The sequence below is a fragment of the Desulforhopalus vacuolatus genome (assembly GCF_016918505.1).
In the GTDB taxonomy this organism is placed as follows: Bacteria; Desulfobacterota; Desulfobulbia; order Desulfobulbales; family Desulfocapsaceae; genus Desulforhopalus; species Desulforhopalus vacuolatus.
In genome coordinates this window covers 1-16,997 of the sequence record NZ_JAFFPZ010000014.1, presented here as the reverse complement: position 1 = coordinate 16,997, position 16,997 = coordinate 1, and the positions used below count along the sequence as shown (strand labels likewise).

The 16,997-nt window shown below is 50.1% G+C and carries 15 protein-coding genes and 1 pseudogene; 7 read left to right on the top strand and 9 right to left on the bottom strand.

Annotation, left to right across the window (positions count from 1 at the left end; translation table 11 throughout):
* Positions 1–81 precede the first annotated feature (81 nt).
* Together JWG39_RS09935 and JWG39_RS09930 are read right to left on the bottom strand one after the other, a co-directional pair.
* On the bottom strand, positions 82–537 hold the full coding sequence (locus JWG39_RS09935) for a hypothetical protein (RefSeq protein WP_205219242.1): 456 nt from the start codon (positions 535–537) through the stop codon (positions 82–84).
* Positions 538–835: 298 nt separating this feature from the next.
* Positions 836–1,321, bottom strand: a complete 486-nt coding sequence (locus JWG39_RS09930; RefSeq protein WP_205219241.1) for an NUDIX hydrolase — start codon at positions 1,319–1,321, stop codon at positions 836–838.
* A 191-nt stretch (positions 1,322–1,512) separates the two neighbouring features.
* Here JWG39_RS09930 and JWG39_RS09925 point away from each other — a divergent pair, with 191 nt between their 5' ends.
* The 3 genes from JWG39_RS09925 to JWG39_RS09915 all read left to right on the top strand — a co-directional run bounded on the left by JWG39_RS09925 (position 1,513) and on the right by JWG39_RS09915 (position 4,846).
* Positions 1,513–2,997, top strand: coding sequence for a lytic transglycosylase domain-containing protein (locus tag JWG39_RS09925; protein WP_205219240.1), 1,485 nt, complete (start codon positions 1,513–1,515; stop codon positions 2,995–2,997).
* Between the two features lie 102 nt (positions 2,998–3,099).
* Positions 3,100–3,462, top strand: coding sequence for a molybdenum cofactor biosynthesis protein MoaE (locus tag JWG39_RS09920; protein ID WP_205219239.1), 363 nt, complete (start codon positions 3,100–3,102; stop codon positions 3,460–3,462).
* A 13-nt stretch (positions 3,463–3,475) separates the two neighbouring features.
* Positions 3,476–4,846 (top strand): YihY/virulence factor BrkB family protein, encoded by a 1,371-nt coding sequence (locus tag JWG39_RS09915; protein WP_205219238.1) that lies wholly within the window; start codon positions 3,476–3,478, stop codon positions 4,844–4,846.
* Positions 4,847–5,041: 195 nt separating this feature from the next.
* Here JWG39_RS09915 and clcA read toward each other — a convergent pair whose 3' ends face one another.
* The 5 genes from clcA to JWG39_RS09890 form a co-directional block, all read right to left on the bottom strand.
* On the bottom strand, positions 5,042–6,445 hold the full coding sequence (clcA, locus tag JWG39_RS09910) for a H(+)/Cl(-) exchange transporter ClcA (RefSeq protein ID WP_205219237.1): 1,404 nt from the start codon (positions 6,443–6,445) through the stop codon (positions 5,042–5,044).
* A gap of 292 nt (positions 6,446–6,737) precedes the next feature.
* Positions 6,738–8,627 carry a cation:proton antiporter domain-containing protein gene (locus JWG39_RS09905; RefSeq protein ID WP_205219236.1) on the bottom strand — a complete coding sequence of 630 codons (1,890 nt, stop codon included), beginning with the start codon at positions 8,625–8,627 and terminating at the stop codon, positions 6,738–6,740.
* 1 nt (position 8,628) lies between these two features.
* Positions 8,629–10,485 (bottom strand): monovalent cation:proton antiporter-2 (CPA2) family protein, encoded by a 1,857-nt coding sequence (locus JWG39_RS09900; RefSeq protein ID WP_205219235.1) that lies wholly within the window; start codon positions 10,483–10,485, stop codon positions 8,629–8,631.
* On the bottom strand, positions 10,478–11,113 hold the full coding sequence (locus tag JWG39_RS09895; RefSeq protein ID WP_205219234.1) for an NAD(P)H-dependent oxidoreductase: 636 nt from the start codon (positions 11,111–11,113) through the stop codon (positions 10,478–10,480). Before JWG39_RS09895 ends, JWG39_RS09900 begins: the two co-directional genes overlap by 8 nt.
* 288 nt (positions 11,114–11,401) lie before the next feature.
* Positions 11,402–11,800 carry a universal stress protein gene (locus JWG39_RS09890; RefSeq protein ID WP_205219233.1) on the bottom strand — a complete coding sequence of 133 codons (399 nt, stop codon included), beginning with the start codon at positions 11,798–11,800 and terminating at the stop codon, positions 11,402–11,404.
* 165 nt (positions 11,801–11,965) lie between these two features.
* On the opposite strand from JWG39_RS09890, the gene JWG39_RS09885 reads away from it, so the two are divergent.
* Positions 11,966–12,460, top strand: a complete 495-nt coding sequence (locus JWG39_RS09885; RefSeq protein ID WP_205219232.1) for a hypothetical protein — start codon at positions 11,966–11,968, stop codon at positions 12,458–12,460.
* A gap of 323 nt (positions 12,461–12,783) precedes the next feature.
* On the opposite strand, the gene nfsB is transcribed toward JWG39_RS09885, so the two are convergent.
* Positions 12,784–13,437, bottom strand: coding sequence for an oxygen-insensitive NAD(P)H nitroreductase (gene nfsB / locus JWG39_RS09880; RefSeq protein WP_205219231.1), 654 nt, complete (start codon positions 13,435–13,437; stop codon positions 12,784–12,786).
* Positions 13,438–13,731: 294 nt separating this feature from the next.
* Between nfsB and prxU the strand changes: the two genes are divergently transcribed.
* From prxU to JWG39_RS09865, 3 genes are all read left to right on the top strand, one after another.
* A complete protein-coding gene (prxU, locus tag JWG39_RS09875) occupies positions 13,732–14,439 on the top strand; it encodes a thioredoxin-dependent peroxiredoxin (protein WP_205219230.1) in 708 nt (235 codons plus the stop codon).
* Between the two features lie 63 nt (positions 14,440–14,502).
* Entirely contained in the window at positions 14,503–14,958 is a 456-nt protein-coding gene (locus JWG39_RS09870) for a DsrE family protein (RefSeq protein WP_338032201.1), read from the top strand.
* 109 nt (positions 14,959–15,067) lie between these two features.
* Positions 15,068–15,652: a class I SAM-dependent methyltransferase gene (locus JWG39_RS09865; RefSeq protein WP_205219229.1), complete on the top strand. Its 585-nt coding sequence runs from the start codon at positions 15,068–15,070 to the stop codon at positions 15,650–15,652.
* A 407-nt stretch (positions 15,653–16,059) separates the two neighbouring features.
* Here JWG39_RS09865 and JWG39_RS09860 read toward each other — a convergent pair.
* Positions 16,060–16,997, bottom strand: a pseudogene (locus JWG39_RS09860) (FAD-dependent oxidoreductase); the annotation flags it as partial.

Genomic DNA, 16,997 nt, shown 5'->3' with positions numbered 1-16,997 from the left:
CCATTACACAGTATAAAGGAATTCCTGTCATCAGGAATTTTATCATATACCAGAAGGAATACCCCGGATTTCAACAGAAACTCAGGACATCTCCTGAGTTTCATCAGTGCCGTCTTTTTCCCCATCATTGGTATTCTCGAGGGAGTAACTTTCGTTGTCTTCGTCGAGAGAGAGCTCCCAGGATTCAATCTGATCAACAATGCTTTTTACTTTACCACTGATCTCTTCACGCTCGTTGTTCTTATCGTTGAGCACACCCTCGAGTTCACTGATACGGGCTTCTCTTTCCTGGAGAGTCACATCACGTTCGCCAATGGTCTCTTCACGGTCAGCAATAACACTTTCACGGTCAGCGACAATGGCATCGAGATCTGCAATAGCATCATCTTTTTCCACGATGGTGACATCACGATTTTTCAGGGTCTGTATTAGAGTATTACGTTCTTCTTTCAATGCAGAAAAAGTGGTCAAAAGTTTTTCTACAAACTGTTCAAGACGCTGAAGTTCTTCGTCTTTGTTCATTTCATCTTCACTCATTGCAGCACCTCTCCAGTAAAAAAATGCCAGCCCCACCCCCGCAAAATTTTCAGGGCGCCCAGCGTAAAATTTAATAATCTGAAAATCCTGTGACAAAAAAAACAAAATTTGTATGCTCTCCAGTACCCCGACGAAGCACTAAAACGAGCATAAAAACGAGTATAAAAAGATTTACAACACACAATTCATGGGAATATACCATGCAGTGTATCGACTGCAAGAGCAAACCCCGTTTTACTTGAGATTTTCCTCAACCCGTCGATACGCGGAGATGAACACCAGTGCAACTTCGCGTATTTCAGTGCCGTTCATAACTCCACGACAGCGGCCGGGCGTTGTCATAGGGCATATATCCATGAAAAACTCTGGGGTCAGCATCAAAAACAAGGGGCAGAAAGTAACGGTCTCCTTCCCAGAGGGGCAAATCCATGATTTTATCTACATCCACCCAGGAGAGATCACCCTCCTCGTTACCGTGCAGGGGGGTTCCCGTAAAACTGCGGATAAGATAAATGAAGCCGAACCAGTCTTCCCCGTCAGGACCGAAACCTGTCCAGTTAATGGTTCCCCGCAGTTCACACTCTTCACATGTAATTTGAGCTTCTTCCTTGATTTCTCTCGTCAAACAGGTGAAGATATCTTCTCCGGGCTTCATTTTTCCTCCAAGTCCGTTATATTTGCCGAGATGCTGATCGTCTTTCCGCTTGTTTCGGTGTATCATCAGCACTTGTCTGCTGTCAGGCGACAGGATATAACCCAGTGTCGCCAGTATTGGTGTATACATATTTCCTTTCCAATAATGGGAACTTTGAATAATCAGTCTTTCGCCCATCTTCTTCGTTACAGTCAAAAATTTATCCTCGCAATATCAAACATATAGCTCCGGTAAATTTTCTCCTGTGCCTTGAATATGAACGAAATACAAGATTCTTCAAGGAACCCTAATGTGAGGGCAGAGAACTGCCCGGATGAATCATGTTTTTGACCGTCTCGCAGAAAAAATTCGGGCGTTTTGCCGTCCTGGCATGTTCTCTCCTTCTGCTCATTGTCCATGGTACCAGTTTTGCCAGGGATGCAGAGGGTGAAACTCCTTCTGTCAGCCTCATTCCTGCTTTTCCCGTGTATAAAGCCATTCTCGGTAATGTCCGTTTTTGGGAAGACATCTACCTCAAACGCAGGAACAATGAAGTCGTGGTTCATGACGCTGGCAATCCCTCACGCGTCTACGAGGTTATCACCCTCATTGAGGCCGGTTTGCCCGGTGCCCGTAAAATAAACATTTATCGCGAGGAACAGGCAAAGAAAAAATATGTGGCCCTTCTTAAAAAATTATCCAGGCAGAAACCAACAACCAGAGAAGAAAAACGTATTGCCGCCCTCTTCCCCGGGAAAAATCCCCGCAGCCAAATGAAACATGCCGCAGAGCTGGTCCGACTGCAGGGTGGTCAACAACGGCGTTTTCGTCGTGGTATCATCCGCTCTGGAAAATATATTGACCGTATCAAGAAGATATTTCACGAACATAATTTGCCGGAAGACCTCGCCTATCTGCCAATGGTGGAATCTTCTTATCACAACGGTGCCTACTCAAAAGTTGGCGCAACCGGCATCTGGCAGTTTACCAAAACCACCGGAACCCGCTACCTGATCATCGACTCCGCCGTTGACGAGCGCCTTGATCCGATCACCGCCAGCCGCGCCGCAGCCGAATATCTCGCCCGCAGTTATAAACACCTCCAGCACTGGCCGCTTGCCGTCACTTCCTACAACTATGGCCTGCCGGGAACTATTCGTGCGTTCAAAGAGTTCCACTCCTATTCCGAAGTGTTCCGCCGACACAGTACCGTCAGCTTCCAGTTTGCCTCCCGCAATTTTTACTCCGAATTTGTCGCGGCAATAGAAGCCGGGAAAAAATTGGAGAGAACGCTGAAGCGAAAACAACCTGTCCCCGACCTCAATTTTAAACTCAAGGGTTATCTCTGCCTTGATGATCTCAAACGTTATTTTAATCTTTCTGAGAAACAAATTAAAGAATACAATCCAGCCCTGCGCCCCGCAGCGTACAAGGGTGATAAATGGATCACCAGGGGCTATACCTTCCGCCTGCCGGACATCCCGGGACTGCAGAAAAAAATTGTCAGCTTCCCTGACATCCTCTATTTTCACAAGCAGAAAAAGGTTCGCTATCACGAGGTAAAAAAAGGCCAGAGTGCCGGACAGATAGCAAAACGATATGGGGTTTCGCTCAAGGCGCTCAAAAGAACAAACCGCCTCAACCGCAAAGGAAGGATCTACATCGGCCAGCAGCTTCTTCTCCCCAACAGCAACACTCGTTCCACCAGCCGCTGGCATCTCTACAAAAAACAGATGAAGAAGCTTCAAGCAAAACACAAAGCCCTGAAAAAAGGACCTGACGGGTACCCCGTGTTAGAGGGGGGAAAAAAACACCTGCCGAAATAAAAACAATGAAAAACTGCGGTAAAACCAGCATAAAAGTCATCAGAATTCCCCTGGCATCCAGCTGCGGTGAAATCTGCTGGCAACACAACACAGAGCGAATTCATGGATATTAACAAAGAACTTGCAGAACTGAAAAAACGCCCCGATTTCGCTGACAACGTCGGCATGATTCTCATCCACAACGGGGTTGTACGCAACTGGTCGCGTGACGAACACAGCCCGGTACAATCTCTTGAAGTCATCCCCGACCAGAAGATGGTAGAGGCCTTCCGTCAGGAATACCTGGCAAAACCCGGTATTTGGGAGATTCTCGTTGAGGCGAAATCCGGGATCTTTCATCCCGGAGACGACCTGCTTTACATCATCGTTGCCGGAGATATCCGGGAGAATGTAAAAGCTGTGCTTGCTGAAATTCTTGATAAAATCAAAGGAGAGGCAATAGGCAAGAAAGAGATTCTCGTCTGAACCGCCCGCCGCCATGCTCTCCAACTTCGTCGAAAAATTCATCCACTGGATTGACACCAGCCCTGCCGGGCTCTCCCAATGGAAACGACAACTGCATTTTCTCTGCAGCCTGATTGCTGTCACCCTGCAGCAATTTCTGCGCAACAATCTCTCGCTGCGCTCCGGCGCGATGACCTGCACGCTGCTTCTCTCCCTCGTTCCCATGCTTGCCATGAGTACAGCGGTGGTAAAGGGGCTCGGCGGCGGCGACCAGCTGAAGAAAATAGCCTTCTCCTATATTGACAACATTGAGCACTACCAGGGATTTGATTCTCATACCTTCGGTGTCAGAGGGAAGAAAGAACCACTTCCAGGTATCAGCGATGCAGCGAGGGAAGAGAGCCCCTCCGAGAAAACGCTGACTTCAGCAATGCGCTCTGCGGTCAACACGATTTTTAACTATGTGGACCGCACCAATTTTGCCACTCTCGGCAGTTTCGGGGTCGCAGGTATTCTCGTCACCGTTCTGCTGATGCTCAGCCACGTGGAGAAAGCGTTGAACATTATCTGGAAAGTGAAGGACGGACGTCCACTGCTGCGCAAGCTGTCGGACTACATAACTCTGCTCTTCCTTTTTCCGCTTTCCGTGAATATTGCCTTTGCCGCCAGCACCTTTCTCAAACACCCGGTACTGGCACAGAAACTCAACATATTTCTTCCCTTTGCCTGGTTACAACCCCTGCTCTTCCAGGCGCTGCCCATCTTCTTCATCGCCATTTCACTTTATGCCGTCTACATTTTTTTCCCCTGCACGAAGGTGAAAAGTATTCCCGCAATGCTTGGCGCCCTCCTCGCCGCGACCCTCTGGTTTATCGTGCAGAACATCTATATTTCCCTGCAGGTCGGTGTGGCAAAATACAATGCCATCTACGGAACCTTCGCCTCGGCACCGCTCTTTCTTGCCTGGATTTACCTCGGCTGGCTCTTTATCCTGCTCGGGGCTCAGGTCGCCTGGACCCTGCAGAACATGCACACTGTGGTTTTTCTTGAAGATGACAGTAAACCAGCTGTCAGTCTTGCCGCCGCCTTCGATATTCTCGAAGAGATCTATCAGCATTTCGATGAAAAAAAACCTGTCTCGACAGAAAAGCTCGTGGAAAGCCTCTCCTGCAGTGAGTCTCTGAGCCGCAGAGCTGTGGAAATGATGATTGAAAGCGGCCTGCTTCATCCCTCCAGCACCGACGAGCGGCTGCTGCCTGCCGTTCCCCGCGAAAAATTTCATCGTGGTGAGGTTGTCGACCTCATCCTCGGTTCTACCGTCCCAAACACCCCCGGCGGTCACGAGAGCGGGCGCATTCTCACGGCGGCGCGTCTCGCCGCTGAAGAGAGCAGCGCAGCTGACTGAGCGACAGATGCGCCTGACTTATCACAGAGAACGCAACTGCGTGGACATCTTTTCTGGCGATTACGAATGAGTAATACTTCGTGTTTATCCGTGTCCATTCGTGGTTCCTTTTGTCGTTTGTAACCACGAATGGATAAACAGGATGCAAAACGGATCACAACGTAATAGGAATGGTATCAGACCGCCCGGAGAAACTCACCCTTCTGCATCCTCACTCTGCCTCTTCTTCAGCAGCTCCTGTTTTTTTTCCTCTTTGGCCGCAGCAAGGGTTCTGCCCAGCAGTGAGGCGTATATCGGTTTGTTTCCGAGAAAAGAGGTCAAGACCGCAGAGGCAGACGCTGCCAGTATAAGCGGCAGCATCAGCTCGTAGTTGGAAGTCATCTCCACGACCAGCAGCACTCCGGTAAGAGGGGCACGCACGGCAGCGGAAAAAAAGCTGCCCATGCCCACAAGGGCAAAAATCACCGGCGGCAGATTGAGCCCTGGCAGAAACTCCTGCAGCGCTATACCGAACGCCATGCCGAAGGTAATACCGAGAATAATCATCGGTGCAAAGATCCCCCCCGGAACCCCCGTACTGTAGCAGATAATTCCCAGTATCATTCGCACTGCAAAAAGAATAAGAAGAGTGGTAACGGTATGATCTCCCGAAAATAATTGGTCAATCATTCCAAAATCAGCACCAACCATCTCAAGATTCTGGTTGCCGATCAGAACAACGATGCAGGCAAGCATGAAAGAGAGGAAAATCGGCGGCAGATTGAGACGGCCGAAGAAATCAAGACAGGAGAGCAGTAAAGTATTGAAAACCAGCCCGAGAACTCCAACAAAGAGCCCGAAAATCAAAAAGATCCACATAGACTCAAAGGAAGGCATGTCATAGACCGCCATGGGAATGACCACCCGTGTATGGGTTATCATGCTGACCACAATGGTGGCAACCGCCGACCCCAGCATGACGCAGGAGAGAGACAGAAAGTTGAAACGAAAGTGGCCTTCCATCTCCTCAATAACAAACAGCATTCCCGCCAGCGGGGCATCAAAGGCGGCGGCCAGTCCAGCGGCGGCCCCGGTAGAAATCAGCGGGTTGTTTTGATGCTCCGGCTGACGAAAGATATCCTTCACCATCTTGCCAATATTGGCTCCGAGCTGCACGGTTGGTCCTTCGCGGCCAAGAAGCAGCCCCGGTCCAATGGTGAAGAGGGAAGCAAAAAATTTCACCGGGATGACCCGCTTCCAGCGGAAGGGACGCAGGCCGTCCAGCCCGCCTTCAATCTCCTGAATCCCGCTGCCGCCAGCCTCCTTCGCCAGTTTCCGCACCGCCGTAAGACCAATGAATATGGAGAGAGTGGCAATGCCAATTCCGACGAAGAGACCGTAGGGACCAAGGATTTTCGGGTTATTGAAAAAAATATCCCGCAGATCCGCCAGCTCAACAAGCAGCAGGCGAAAGGCACCACCGACAAGCCCGGTCAGTGCGCCAATACCGATAGCAAGCAAAATCATCCATGCATTGGCGCTGTTGGTCTTGAAGGCTGTCCGATGCCGGGCAAGGAGTGGAAGCCTCAGAGAAGTTAAACCTGAAAAGGGCAATTTCATAACAGTAAACCTGGGAAATGATTGAAAGGACAGAGCCCTCCCTGCGGGAGGAGGAGACAGAGTACAACTTTTCACTTTCAGAAGCATGGAATAAGAGGAAACATGACGCATCATGGCGTTATTTCATGCCTGCAGCAGGAAAAAGGCTCCGGACAATAAAATGTCCAGAGCCTTTTTTCACTCTTTTTTATACTGCGGGGAAAACTTTTTTTGCTGTACTCAACTCACTTTTCCTGCACGTGGAACGCCAGTTCAGAACACCGTCGACAGGAAAAAGAAAGACCGGCGCTTATCATCCTCCGACTTCCGGAGGATCGGCGGGACGGCCACCAGTCGCCCTGATAATTTTATCTGAGGCCCAGCCTCTCCCAGCCTCTTCCATATTGGTGGTCTGGGCACGCTGCAACAGCGCGGTGAGGTTGTTATTATAATCGCGGAAGGAAGAGATAAAGGTCTCTTCCCCCTTCTCCCGCCAGACCTCATAGAGGTCGTCACTTGCCCTGAGATCCTGGTGTTTGAACATCCGCAGCAGGCGAAAGGCCTCGTAGGAATGCATACCGAGCAGTTTCAGGCAGTCCACGCCAAGATCAAGCGCGGAGTCGCGGGTCTCGCGACGGATGAGCGACACCCCGAGATCTTTCATTTCAAAGACAGCACGCCAGTCGTCCACCGCAATGGCGATTTCAAGATGCGGGTAGTGTTTCTGCACCAGTTCCACCAGTTCTTTTGCCTTCTCAGCGTTACTTATGGTGACGATCAGCATACTGGCCTCTGCAATACCAGCTGCTTCAAGAAGATCAAGCCGGGTTACATCACCGTAAAAGACCTTAAAGCCGAAGTTGCGCAGCGTCTCTACGCCGACGGGATCGTGATCGAGGATGACAGGTTTGATCCCCACCGAAATCAGCAGACGGCCGAGGTCTGTGCCGAGGCGGCCAAAACCGGCAATAATCACCCGCTGCCCCTGCGGCGAGAGATCGTCAGCGCCCTTCTTCGATTCTACCCTGCGCTCAATGAATTTCTCCCAGCCTGTCGCCATCAACGGTGTGAGGAACATCGTGATCACCACCGCAGTGAGCACCAGCTCGGCCACCACCGCCGGTAACGCGCCGCTCTGCACCGCAAAGGGCAGCAGAATAAAGGCAAAGGTACCACCCTGGGCGGGGACGATGGAAAAATAGCCGCGTTCATGCGCCGGGAGACGGAAAAGAACGGCGATCAGATAGAGGACGACGAACTTGAACACCACTATCCCCGCCACCAGCAGACAGACTACCCACCACTGCTCTCTGAGCAGTGCAAAGTTCAGGCTGGCTCCGATAGAGATGAAGAAGATACCGAGCAACAGACCTTTAAAGGGCTCAATATTACTCTCCAGCTCGTGGCGATATTCACTCTCCGCCAGCACCACTCCCGCAAGAAAAGTACCAAGAGGAGCGGGCAGGCCGACCACTGTCATCAGCAGCGAACTCGCCACCACCAGTGCAAGGGAGGCTGCGGCGAAGAGCTCCCGCATCCCTGTCAGGGCAATGGCGCGAAAAAGCGGCTTCGTGACGAAACGCCCCATGAAAAAGACAGCGGAGATGGCCAGCATGGTAAGGAGAAAACGAACTCCTCCGGAGAAACCGCTGATATCAGCCAGTACTTTATGCTGGACACTCTCATGGGCACCGACAGTAGCGAGCAGCGGCAGCAGCGCCATGATTGGTACTATCGCAAGGTCATGAAAGAGCACCACCGAAAAGATTGACCGTCCGACGGAGGTGTCGCTGCGACCCCGGTCCTTCAACAGCTGCAGGACGATTGCTGTAGAGGAAAGCGAGAGGATCAGTCCAAGGACGAGCGCCTGCCGCCCGGGGAGAAACCAGACCCCGGCGAACATGATAAGCAGTGTCGTCACCACCACCTGCCCGCCGCCAAGGCCAAGGATGCTGTTACGCATCTGCCAGAGTACAGCAGGCTTCATCTCAAGACCAATCAGAAAGAGCATCATCACCACACCGAACTCGGTGAAATGCATCACGCTTTCCACATCACCAATCAACGACAGCCCGAAGGGGCCGATAACCACCCCGGCGGCAAGATATCCAAGCACGGACCCGATACCTGTTTTCTTTGCCACCGGCACAGCAATCGCCGCAGCGACGAAAAAAACAAAAATCTGGAGTAAAAAGTGCTCCATCTCAATCCTCCCCGCGTGATGCAAGCCACGCCTTCTCGCTCAGCCCCACGTTATTCTCCCCTTCGGCCTGCAGCAATGCGGCCATTCGGGATGTATGACGCCGATAGAGAAGCTGATACTCCGCCGCACTCTGCCTGCGGTGAGCGTGATAGAGTTTCGGCAGGAATGCCTCAGCCTGATGGCGGAAGAGGCGAGCCAGACGATACGCCTCATAGCGGCGAAAACCAAGACAGACAAGCACCTCGCGACCCAGCTCGACAGCACCGCCAAAGGTTTCACGACGGATGGCAGAGACACCGATATCCATCAGATCGTAGGTCGCGCTCCGGTCGCTGGCGCTGGCAACGATCTTCAACTGCGGGAAGTGTTCCCGGGCGAGGGTTATCAGCGCCTGTGCCTTCTCGGTATCACGATCAGTAACCACCAGCAGTTCCGCCTCGGCAGCACCGGCAGCCTCAAGAAGCTCAAGCCGGCCGACATCGCCGTAATACACTTCAAAGCCAAAGCGGCGCAGAGTGGCAACGTTGCCGGAATCCGAATCAACGATAACCGGGTGGATACCCGTGGAAAGGAGGAAACGCCCCACATCGGCACCAACCCTGCCGAAGCCGGAGAGAATGACCCTCGCCCCCTTCTTTTTGATAGAGTCTGCCTCCCGCTGCTGCTCCTCATTACCGCTGCGACCGGTCAACCGCTCCTGTAGAATAAAGAACAGGGGTGCAAGGAACATGGAGATGGTAACCGCCGAGACGCACGGAGTAATTATGTTATCCGTCAGCACACCGTTGCTGCGTGAAAATTCAAAGAGAACAAAGGCAAATTCCCCGGCCTGGACCAGCGCGGCCGCAAGGTAGCAGCGTCCCTCTCCCGGGGTGCGGAAAAGAAAACCAATGCCATAAAGAATCAGCCCTTTAATGAGCAGCAGACTGATGACAAGAGCTGCGATCAACAACAGATGGTGGCTGATAAAGAAAAAATCGAGACTGGCACCGATGGAGATGAAAAAGACACCGAGAAGCAGTCCCTTGAACGGATCAATGTCACTCTCCAGCTCATAGCGATATTCGCTGTCGGCGAGCACCAGCCCGGCGAGGAATGCTCCGAGCGCCGGGCTGAGTCCTACAACCGTCATCAACAGGGAAATTCCCACCACTATCGCCAGGGCCACGGCAATGAAGATCTCACGAACCCGCGTAGCTGCAATGATTCTGAAAATCGGCCGGGCGAGATATTTCCCGCCGACAAAAATAGATCCGATTGCCCCAAGGGTAGCTGCAACGCGCCACAGGGTCGGCAGGGTGGAGATATCCAGCAGGGCGGCCTCCCCGCCGGAACCGCCCTGTGCCGGAGAGAGCGCCAGCAGTGGCAGGATAGTGAGAATGGGGATAACGGCGAGATCTTGAAACAACAGGATGGAGAAGACGGCACGCCCGGCAGTGGTCTCCATGGTTCCTTTCTCCCGCATGGTCTGCAACACAATGGCGGTAGAGGAGAGCGAAACGATAAGTCCCAGCGCGAGGGAGGTCTGCCACGGAACAAAGAACGAGCCGATCAGGCAGATAACAAGCGCTGTCCCGACCACCTGCACTCCACCCATGCCAAGAATGGGAGTGCGCATCCGCCAGAGCAGACTCGGTTTCAGCTCCAGCCCAATGAGAAAGAGCATCATTACCACACCAAATTCGGTAAAGTGCATCACGCTCTCTACATCGCCGATCAGCGACAGGCCAAAGGGGCCAATGACGATACCTGCGAGGAGATAACCGAGTACCGAGCTGAGACCAAATTTTCGCGCCAGCGGCACCGCAACAATAGCAGCGGTACAGAAAAGTAAGAGCTGCAGGAGAAAATTATCCATTAGACTCTCCCTTCAAGAGATCCCGATCAAGGGCGTTCGCCTCCGGTACCGGGCCGTCAGTAATTCGATATTTCTCTGCCAGTTCCTCAAGCTGGCTGCACTGCTGCAGTGCCTCAAGCAAACGGCGATAGCGCTGCCCCTCACGGGCCAGTACCGCCCTGCTTTCGAAGTGAACTCCCGCAGCGACGAAGGGCGGCAGCCAGTGCATGCCACAGAGCCGGGCAGTAGCCCTCTGCGGTGCAAGATAGCTGACCAGCGGCATGGAACTGCGCTCGCCCCAGGCGTAGGTCTCGGCCTCACTGCCGGTGGTAATCGCCTGCATGAAATATTTTCCCCGCAACGACTCCCCGTCACTGCCATAGGCCCAGCCATGCTCAAAAACGAGATCCGTCCACTCTTTAAGCAGCGAGGGGGTCGAGTACCAGAAGAGAGGATACTGTTGAAGGATGATGTCATGGGCAAGCAGCAGCTCCTGCTCTTTTTCAACATCAATAAAAAAATCGGGGGAGAGGTCATAAAGATCACGGCAGGTGACCCCTTCCATCCCCTCCACCGCAGAATACAGTGCAGCGTTGGCAACGGAACGACCGAAGGCTGGATGAGCCAGGAGTAAAAGAATTTTGTTCATGCAGATCTCTATTTTGAAAATGTTTCGTGAATAACAGCACCCTGATCCAGAAGAAGGCCGTAACGGAAAAAGTGCTTCCGCTGCACCCACGTCTACAGTACCCCGGGATGAAGAAGAGGAAAACGGCAAAGTGCAATTGGAGAAGAGAAGGATAAACGGAGAGAGACAGCAGCCGACTTCAACGTCGCCGGCGGAAAGGATGAAATTACAGGGAACCACCCTTTTGCCGACGCGCGTAGTTGAAAAAAATAACGAAGAGAACGATCCTCGAAAAGATCAGGTGACCCCTCAGCAGATTCTGAACAGTGTCACATCACATTTGGCGTAATTACAGACACCATGGGCGGTGGAACCAAGCATGCTGCGAACACCTTTTTTCGAGTGTGTTCCGAGAATAATCAAATCGGCATTCCTCTTTTCCGCCTCCCGGCAGATTCTGGAATAGGGCTTGCCTGTCTTAATAAAACAGTCCTTGTCGGGCACCCCGACCGACTTGAGAATTTCATGTACCTTCGGAGAGACCTCTTTTTTTAATTCTTTTTGATAATCTTTTGGCAGGACCGAATACGGTAAAACATGTATTACCAGAAGCTTACTGCCGTAGAGGGCTGCCAGTTCAGCAGCTTTAGAGAGGACTTCCTTCCCTTCCGGGGAAGCTTCTATTGCGCAAAGAATAGTTTTATACATCTGTATTCCTCCTCCTTTAAGGGGTTATAAAACAGCTCAAATATTCTCTCTTTTCAAGGTAGACGATTCATTATGGAAAGTCAAAATTGAATTCAATGTGTGAAGGTGAAATTCACGCTATAGTCCAGAGTTAATACCATTCCTATTAAGTTGTGACCGTACTAAATGCCATTTTCACTTTCTATTGGCGAATTCAAAGGCAGGGGGATGGGAGACAGGAGAAAGGAGACGGGAGACAGGGAAAAGCAAAAGACGGAACAGCGAAAAACTTTTTGCCAACGAATAAAAGCTCTAAACATGCGAATAAAGGCAAAAAACTTTAAAAAAGATTTTAAAATTAAACAGAGAATTGCTGTTGTTCTATCTTTACTCGTTCTCTGGTTAATACAAAATGTAAATGGTATAACAACTTTTTTTGTAACTTCTCAAAAACCTGTGGAAAAACAAAAGGCGGAAGGACGGGAGAAAGGGGAGACGGGAGGCAGGCAAAAGACGGAAAACCAAAAATTGGATGGTCAACGAAACAGGCGAAAGGTTTTATATAAAATGCCTTTTTTCGCTGTTCCGTCTTTCACAAAAGTACCTCGAAACAGTCTCATCCCACAACGGATGTTAGTTACAGTCAAACAATTATCCTCGGAGGGAAGCTCCAGGCTTTGATATCAAAGTTATCCCAATCACATTTTTTACTGACCAGAGAACGCGATTTCGTGGAGATCTTTTTTGGCGATGAGGAATGGATAAAGAGGATGTAAAATTGATCTCATTGTAGAAACACCCGTTGTGCTGGAGATGCCCAAATTGGTCGCCTCTACGGAGTCTTTTGCTTTTTCCTGTCTCCCGTCTCCCGTCTCCCGTCTCCCTTTTCTCGCCCCTGGCTTTGAATCCGCCAATACAAAATGTAAATGGGATTATCCCTGCAGTAATTCTCCTGCTGTGCCTCGAATATGAACGAATGCAGGCTGTTTCAAGGTTCCCTTCAATTAAAGGATGGTGAAAATCTCATCCTCTGCAAAGCGGACTTTCGGTGCTTTGGCATTAAGATCGTCTTCGGCCCGGTAACCAAAAGAGAGAACCGCCACCGCAGTAAACCCTTTTTCACGCAGGCCAAATTCTTCATCCATGGCCCTGGCGTCAATCCCTTCCATGGGCACAGCATCAATCCCCAGAGCAGCAGCTCCGAGAAGCAGTGTCCCCATATTGAGATAGACCTGCTTCTCCATCCAGTGATTCACATCTTTCAAATCAAAGCGGTGTACGTTCACAAAATAAGTGCGACCGGCATTGATCTGCGCTTTCACTTCCTCGTTCGGCAGGCGTCCACCCTTCTCTTCAACATCCAGCACGTGTTTCAGATATTTTTCATCAATATCTGTTTTCGCACAGAAAACAACGGAGAGAGAAGCATCCTTCACTTTGGGCTCATTAAAGGCAAAAGCTCCCTGCACCCCTTTGGCGATACGTGCCAGCCCTTCGTCAGTACTGGCAATGATAAAATGCCACGGCTGTGAATTGACGCTGGAAGGACTCAGGCGCAGCAGGGTTTTCAGCTGTCCAATCTGCTCTTCAGTGAGTTTTCTGCGGGGATCAAATTTTTTGGTAGAGTAACGTTTTTCAGCCGCTTCAACGATGTTCATGGAATGTCTCCCTTGATTTTGGATGGATGGTGTCATTTTGCTTTACTGTCTTGAGTAGAACTCAACAACCAATATAAGGGGTGGTGAAAACAAATAAAGGTCAATACAGAACTTAAAAAGGTTGCAACGAATTGAAAAAACGTCCTGGACTGTACCCTCTCCCCACTTCGCTAAGATAGAATCAGCCTGTTAAACAGGAAAATAGATATTGATATTTCCTATATTTGTTCTATTCTTTATTTAGTAATCATTCCTGAATCAGGAGTGATAAACAACTTTTCATGGGAGGCAAAAATGGAAGTTGGATGCTCGCGTCCCGCACATGACTCTGTAGACAGTGCGGCAAAACCTTTGGTTGAGAAAATGGAACCCCAAAAGGAGACAAAACCCATGGTACGAATTGGTAAAAAAGCGCCGGACTTTGCGGTCTCGGCCTATAAGGATGGAGGATTTACTGAGGTAAAGCTTTTTGATTACCTCGGGAAATGGGTTGTACTCTGCTTTTATCCAGGCGATTTTACATTCGTCTGAGCTACCGAAGTTTCAGCGGTCGCTGAAAAAAATGCAGAATTTGAAAAGCTTGGTGTACAGGTTCTCTCCATGAGTGTGGACAGTGCTTTTGTACATAAAGTGTGGACTGATAATGAACTCAGCAAAATGATAACCGCAGGGAAGGTTCCTTTCCCCATGCTTTCAGACGGTGGCGGAAAAGTTGGCGAGATGTACGGGGTGTATGATGAAGATGCTGGCGTTGATGTTCGCGGTCGTTTTCTCATTGACCCGGATGGCACTGTTGTCGGTTTCGAAGTCCTGACTCCTCCCGTTGGTCGTAATGTGCTTGAAACCCTGCGTCAGATTCAGGCGTTCCAGCACGTGCGGGCAACGAAAAGTGCGGAAGTCTGCCCATCGGGTTGGAAACCGGGCAAAACAGTATTGAAACCGGGGCCGGATCTTGTCAGTAATGTCTGGAAAAACTGGAAAGTTAAAGAGGCCTTCGAGTAAAGGTTCCTTTTTCTTTCGGTGTTGCAAAGTCCACTTCGGCAATCTGTCAGAGTGGATTTTTTTGTGCAGGAAACAGAAGCCCTGAACGGAGGAGATTACTCCTGCCGGGCAGGAAAGCGTTGTAGTTTTCACTACGAAAAAAACAGTAACCCAGGAGAGGAGGAACAAATGGCAAATTTTCTGTTTGTGTTAAGTCAGGATGACAATGTTCAAGCAACGAGGTGTCTTCAGTTCGCCAAAATTGCTCATTCCAAAGGTCATGTTGTAAACATTTTTTTGATAGATGATGGTGTCTTATGGGCCAATAAGCAGAAATATCTTACCCAGAAGACACAAACAGGTGACTGTCCGAATGATTATCTCCCTTATCTGGTAGAGAACCATGTTCCGATTGGTGTCTGTACTCCCTGTGCTAAAAACCGCCAGATTGACGAAACAAAATTTTTCCCCAACATGCTCCTCGACGGTGGACCACATTTGATCGATATGGCTGCTGAATCCAAAGTTTTTAATTTCTAAAATACCTGTTCAAACAGACGTCCGACATAAGGGTGACAGGCAGCACATCCCCTGCATGCCGGGCGTTCTGCATTCAAGCAGCAAAAAAGAGGAGTGGCAGGGATTTATTATGGAAGAGAGAAAATTTGATCCACGGAAGTTGGAGAAGTTAAATAATCCCCAGAGATTAATAGATATCCCACCCGATTACCCCTGGGAAAAGCTGGCCATGGGAAAGCCGAACGTTCTTGTTGACATCGGCGCGGGAACGGCCCTTTACAGCATTGCTTTTCTGCAGAAATATCAGCCAGAGATTATCTATGCCTGCGACTCTTCTGACGTAATGTACAACTGGCTCAAGGAGAATATTCCGGAAAAATACCCAAATATTATTCCGTTAAAAACCGAAGAAAACGCAATCCCCCTTGATAACGGAATTGCAGATCTGGTGTTTATGATAAACCTGTATCACGAATTACATAACCAGGCTCTGATGCTCAGAGAGGCACACAGGCTTCTCAAGCCCGGTGGAAAAATCTTTATTGCTGATTGGAAAAAGGAGGAGATGTCGGAGGGACCTCCTGTCACAATCAGATTTTTCCCGGAACAGGTTGAAGAACAATTGATAAATGCAGGATTTGAGCAGACGGGCATGTACAACGATCTGAAAAAACACTTCCTGGTTATTGGAGAAAAATCCTCTCTTCCCGCATGATAACGGGTTGAGAGCAACAGATGGGAAATCTCCCCGGATACAACGTGAAACACGCTGCCTGGCTCAGAGGGTGACTTTCTTCAGTTTCATCTTGAAGCATTGTATGAATCACAAACCTCCATGGGAAAAGCAATCTGCTCACCCATGGAGGTTTCACGATATTCCGCAAAAAGCAATCATACCAATCACATTTTTTACTGACCAGAGAACGCGATTGCGTGGACATCTTTTTTGACGATGAGGAATGGATAAACAGGATGTAAAATTGATCTCATTGTAGAAACGCCCGTTGTGCTGCAGATGCCCAAATTGGTCGTCTCTACGGAGCCTTTTGCTTTTTCCTGTCTCCTGTCTCCCTTTTCCCGTCCCCCTGTCTGTGAATCCGCCAATACAAAATGTAAATGGTATCAACCCGGCCAGCTGTCAAAAGGCTGTTTTTCGAGCTGCATTGAACCGTCAGCCCCTTTGGAGATGTTAATCCAGGCATTCCAGTTCTTCGTATCGATTTCAGGATAATCAAGTCGATAGTGACTGCAGCGACTCTCTGTACGCATAATTGATGCCTTGAGCTTCATCTCTGCGCTGATAATCATGTTTCTGGTTTCAAAAGCCAGCCGTAATTCATGCATATCTGCAGCTCTCAGCATTGGTATATGATGATCCCGCAGCTCTTCAATAAAAACCAGGGAGGCCTTCAAGAGACTTTCTTTTTTTATGTAGAGCACAAAATTTGGAATCATAATTCCCTGCAGAGTCTGCGTTACCCAGGCAGGACCATATCCAGCCTCTCTCTTTAACGGTGCAAGGATCTCATCCTCTACCTTCTTCATTGCTGCTTTGGACATTTCTGGTCTGTCAATGTCCCTGCTGTATTCGGAAGCCGCTGTTCCTGCAACTGCACCCTGTACGGCAGAACCGGCAAGTGAGGATCCGATCTGGGTATAGATTGCCCCGGCCATATATGAACCAAGTGCATCACCGGCAGCATATAATCCCGGGATATTGGACTCACATTTATCGTTTATGGGAACCAGACCCTCTGACTTATGGATTGACATTCCAGCCGATGAACCTCCAACCGGATTGCTGCTAAATCCTGGAGGCGGCCCACCTTTTTTGCCTTTGCCACCCCCTGGAGGCCCCCCTGGAGGCCCCCCTGGTGCGCCATCACCAGAAGGAGCATCAACCGGTGGGCCGCCAGCGTCAGCAAACTCCTCAGGCCGCCAGGGGCCGCCTTCAACCATTTGCACTGAGCCTCTGGAGCCGGGACCCCCGGTGGCAGGATTACCAAGTTTGTATGCCCGGTAATTTATGTCCATTCCAAGGTCATGACGGATTCCTACAC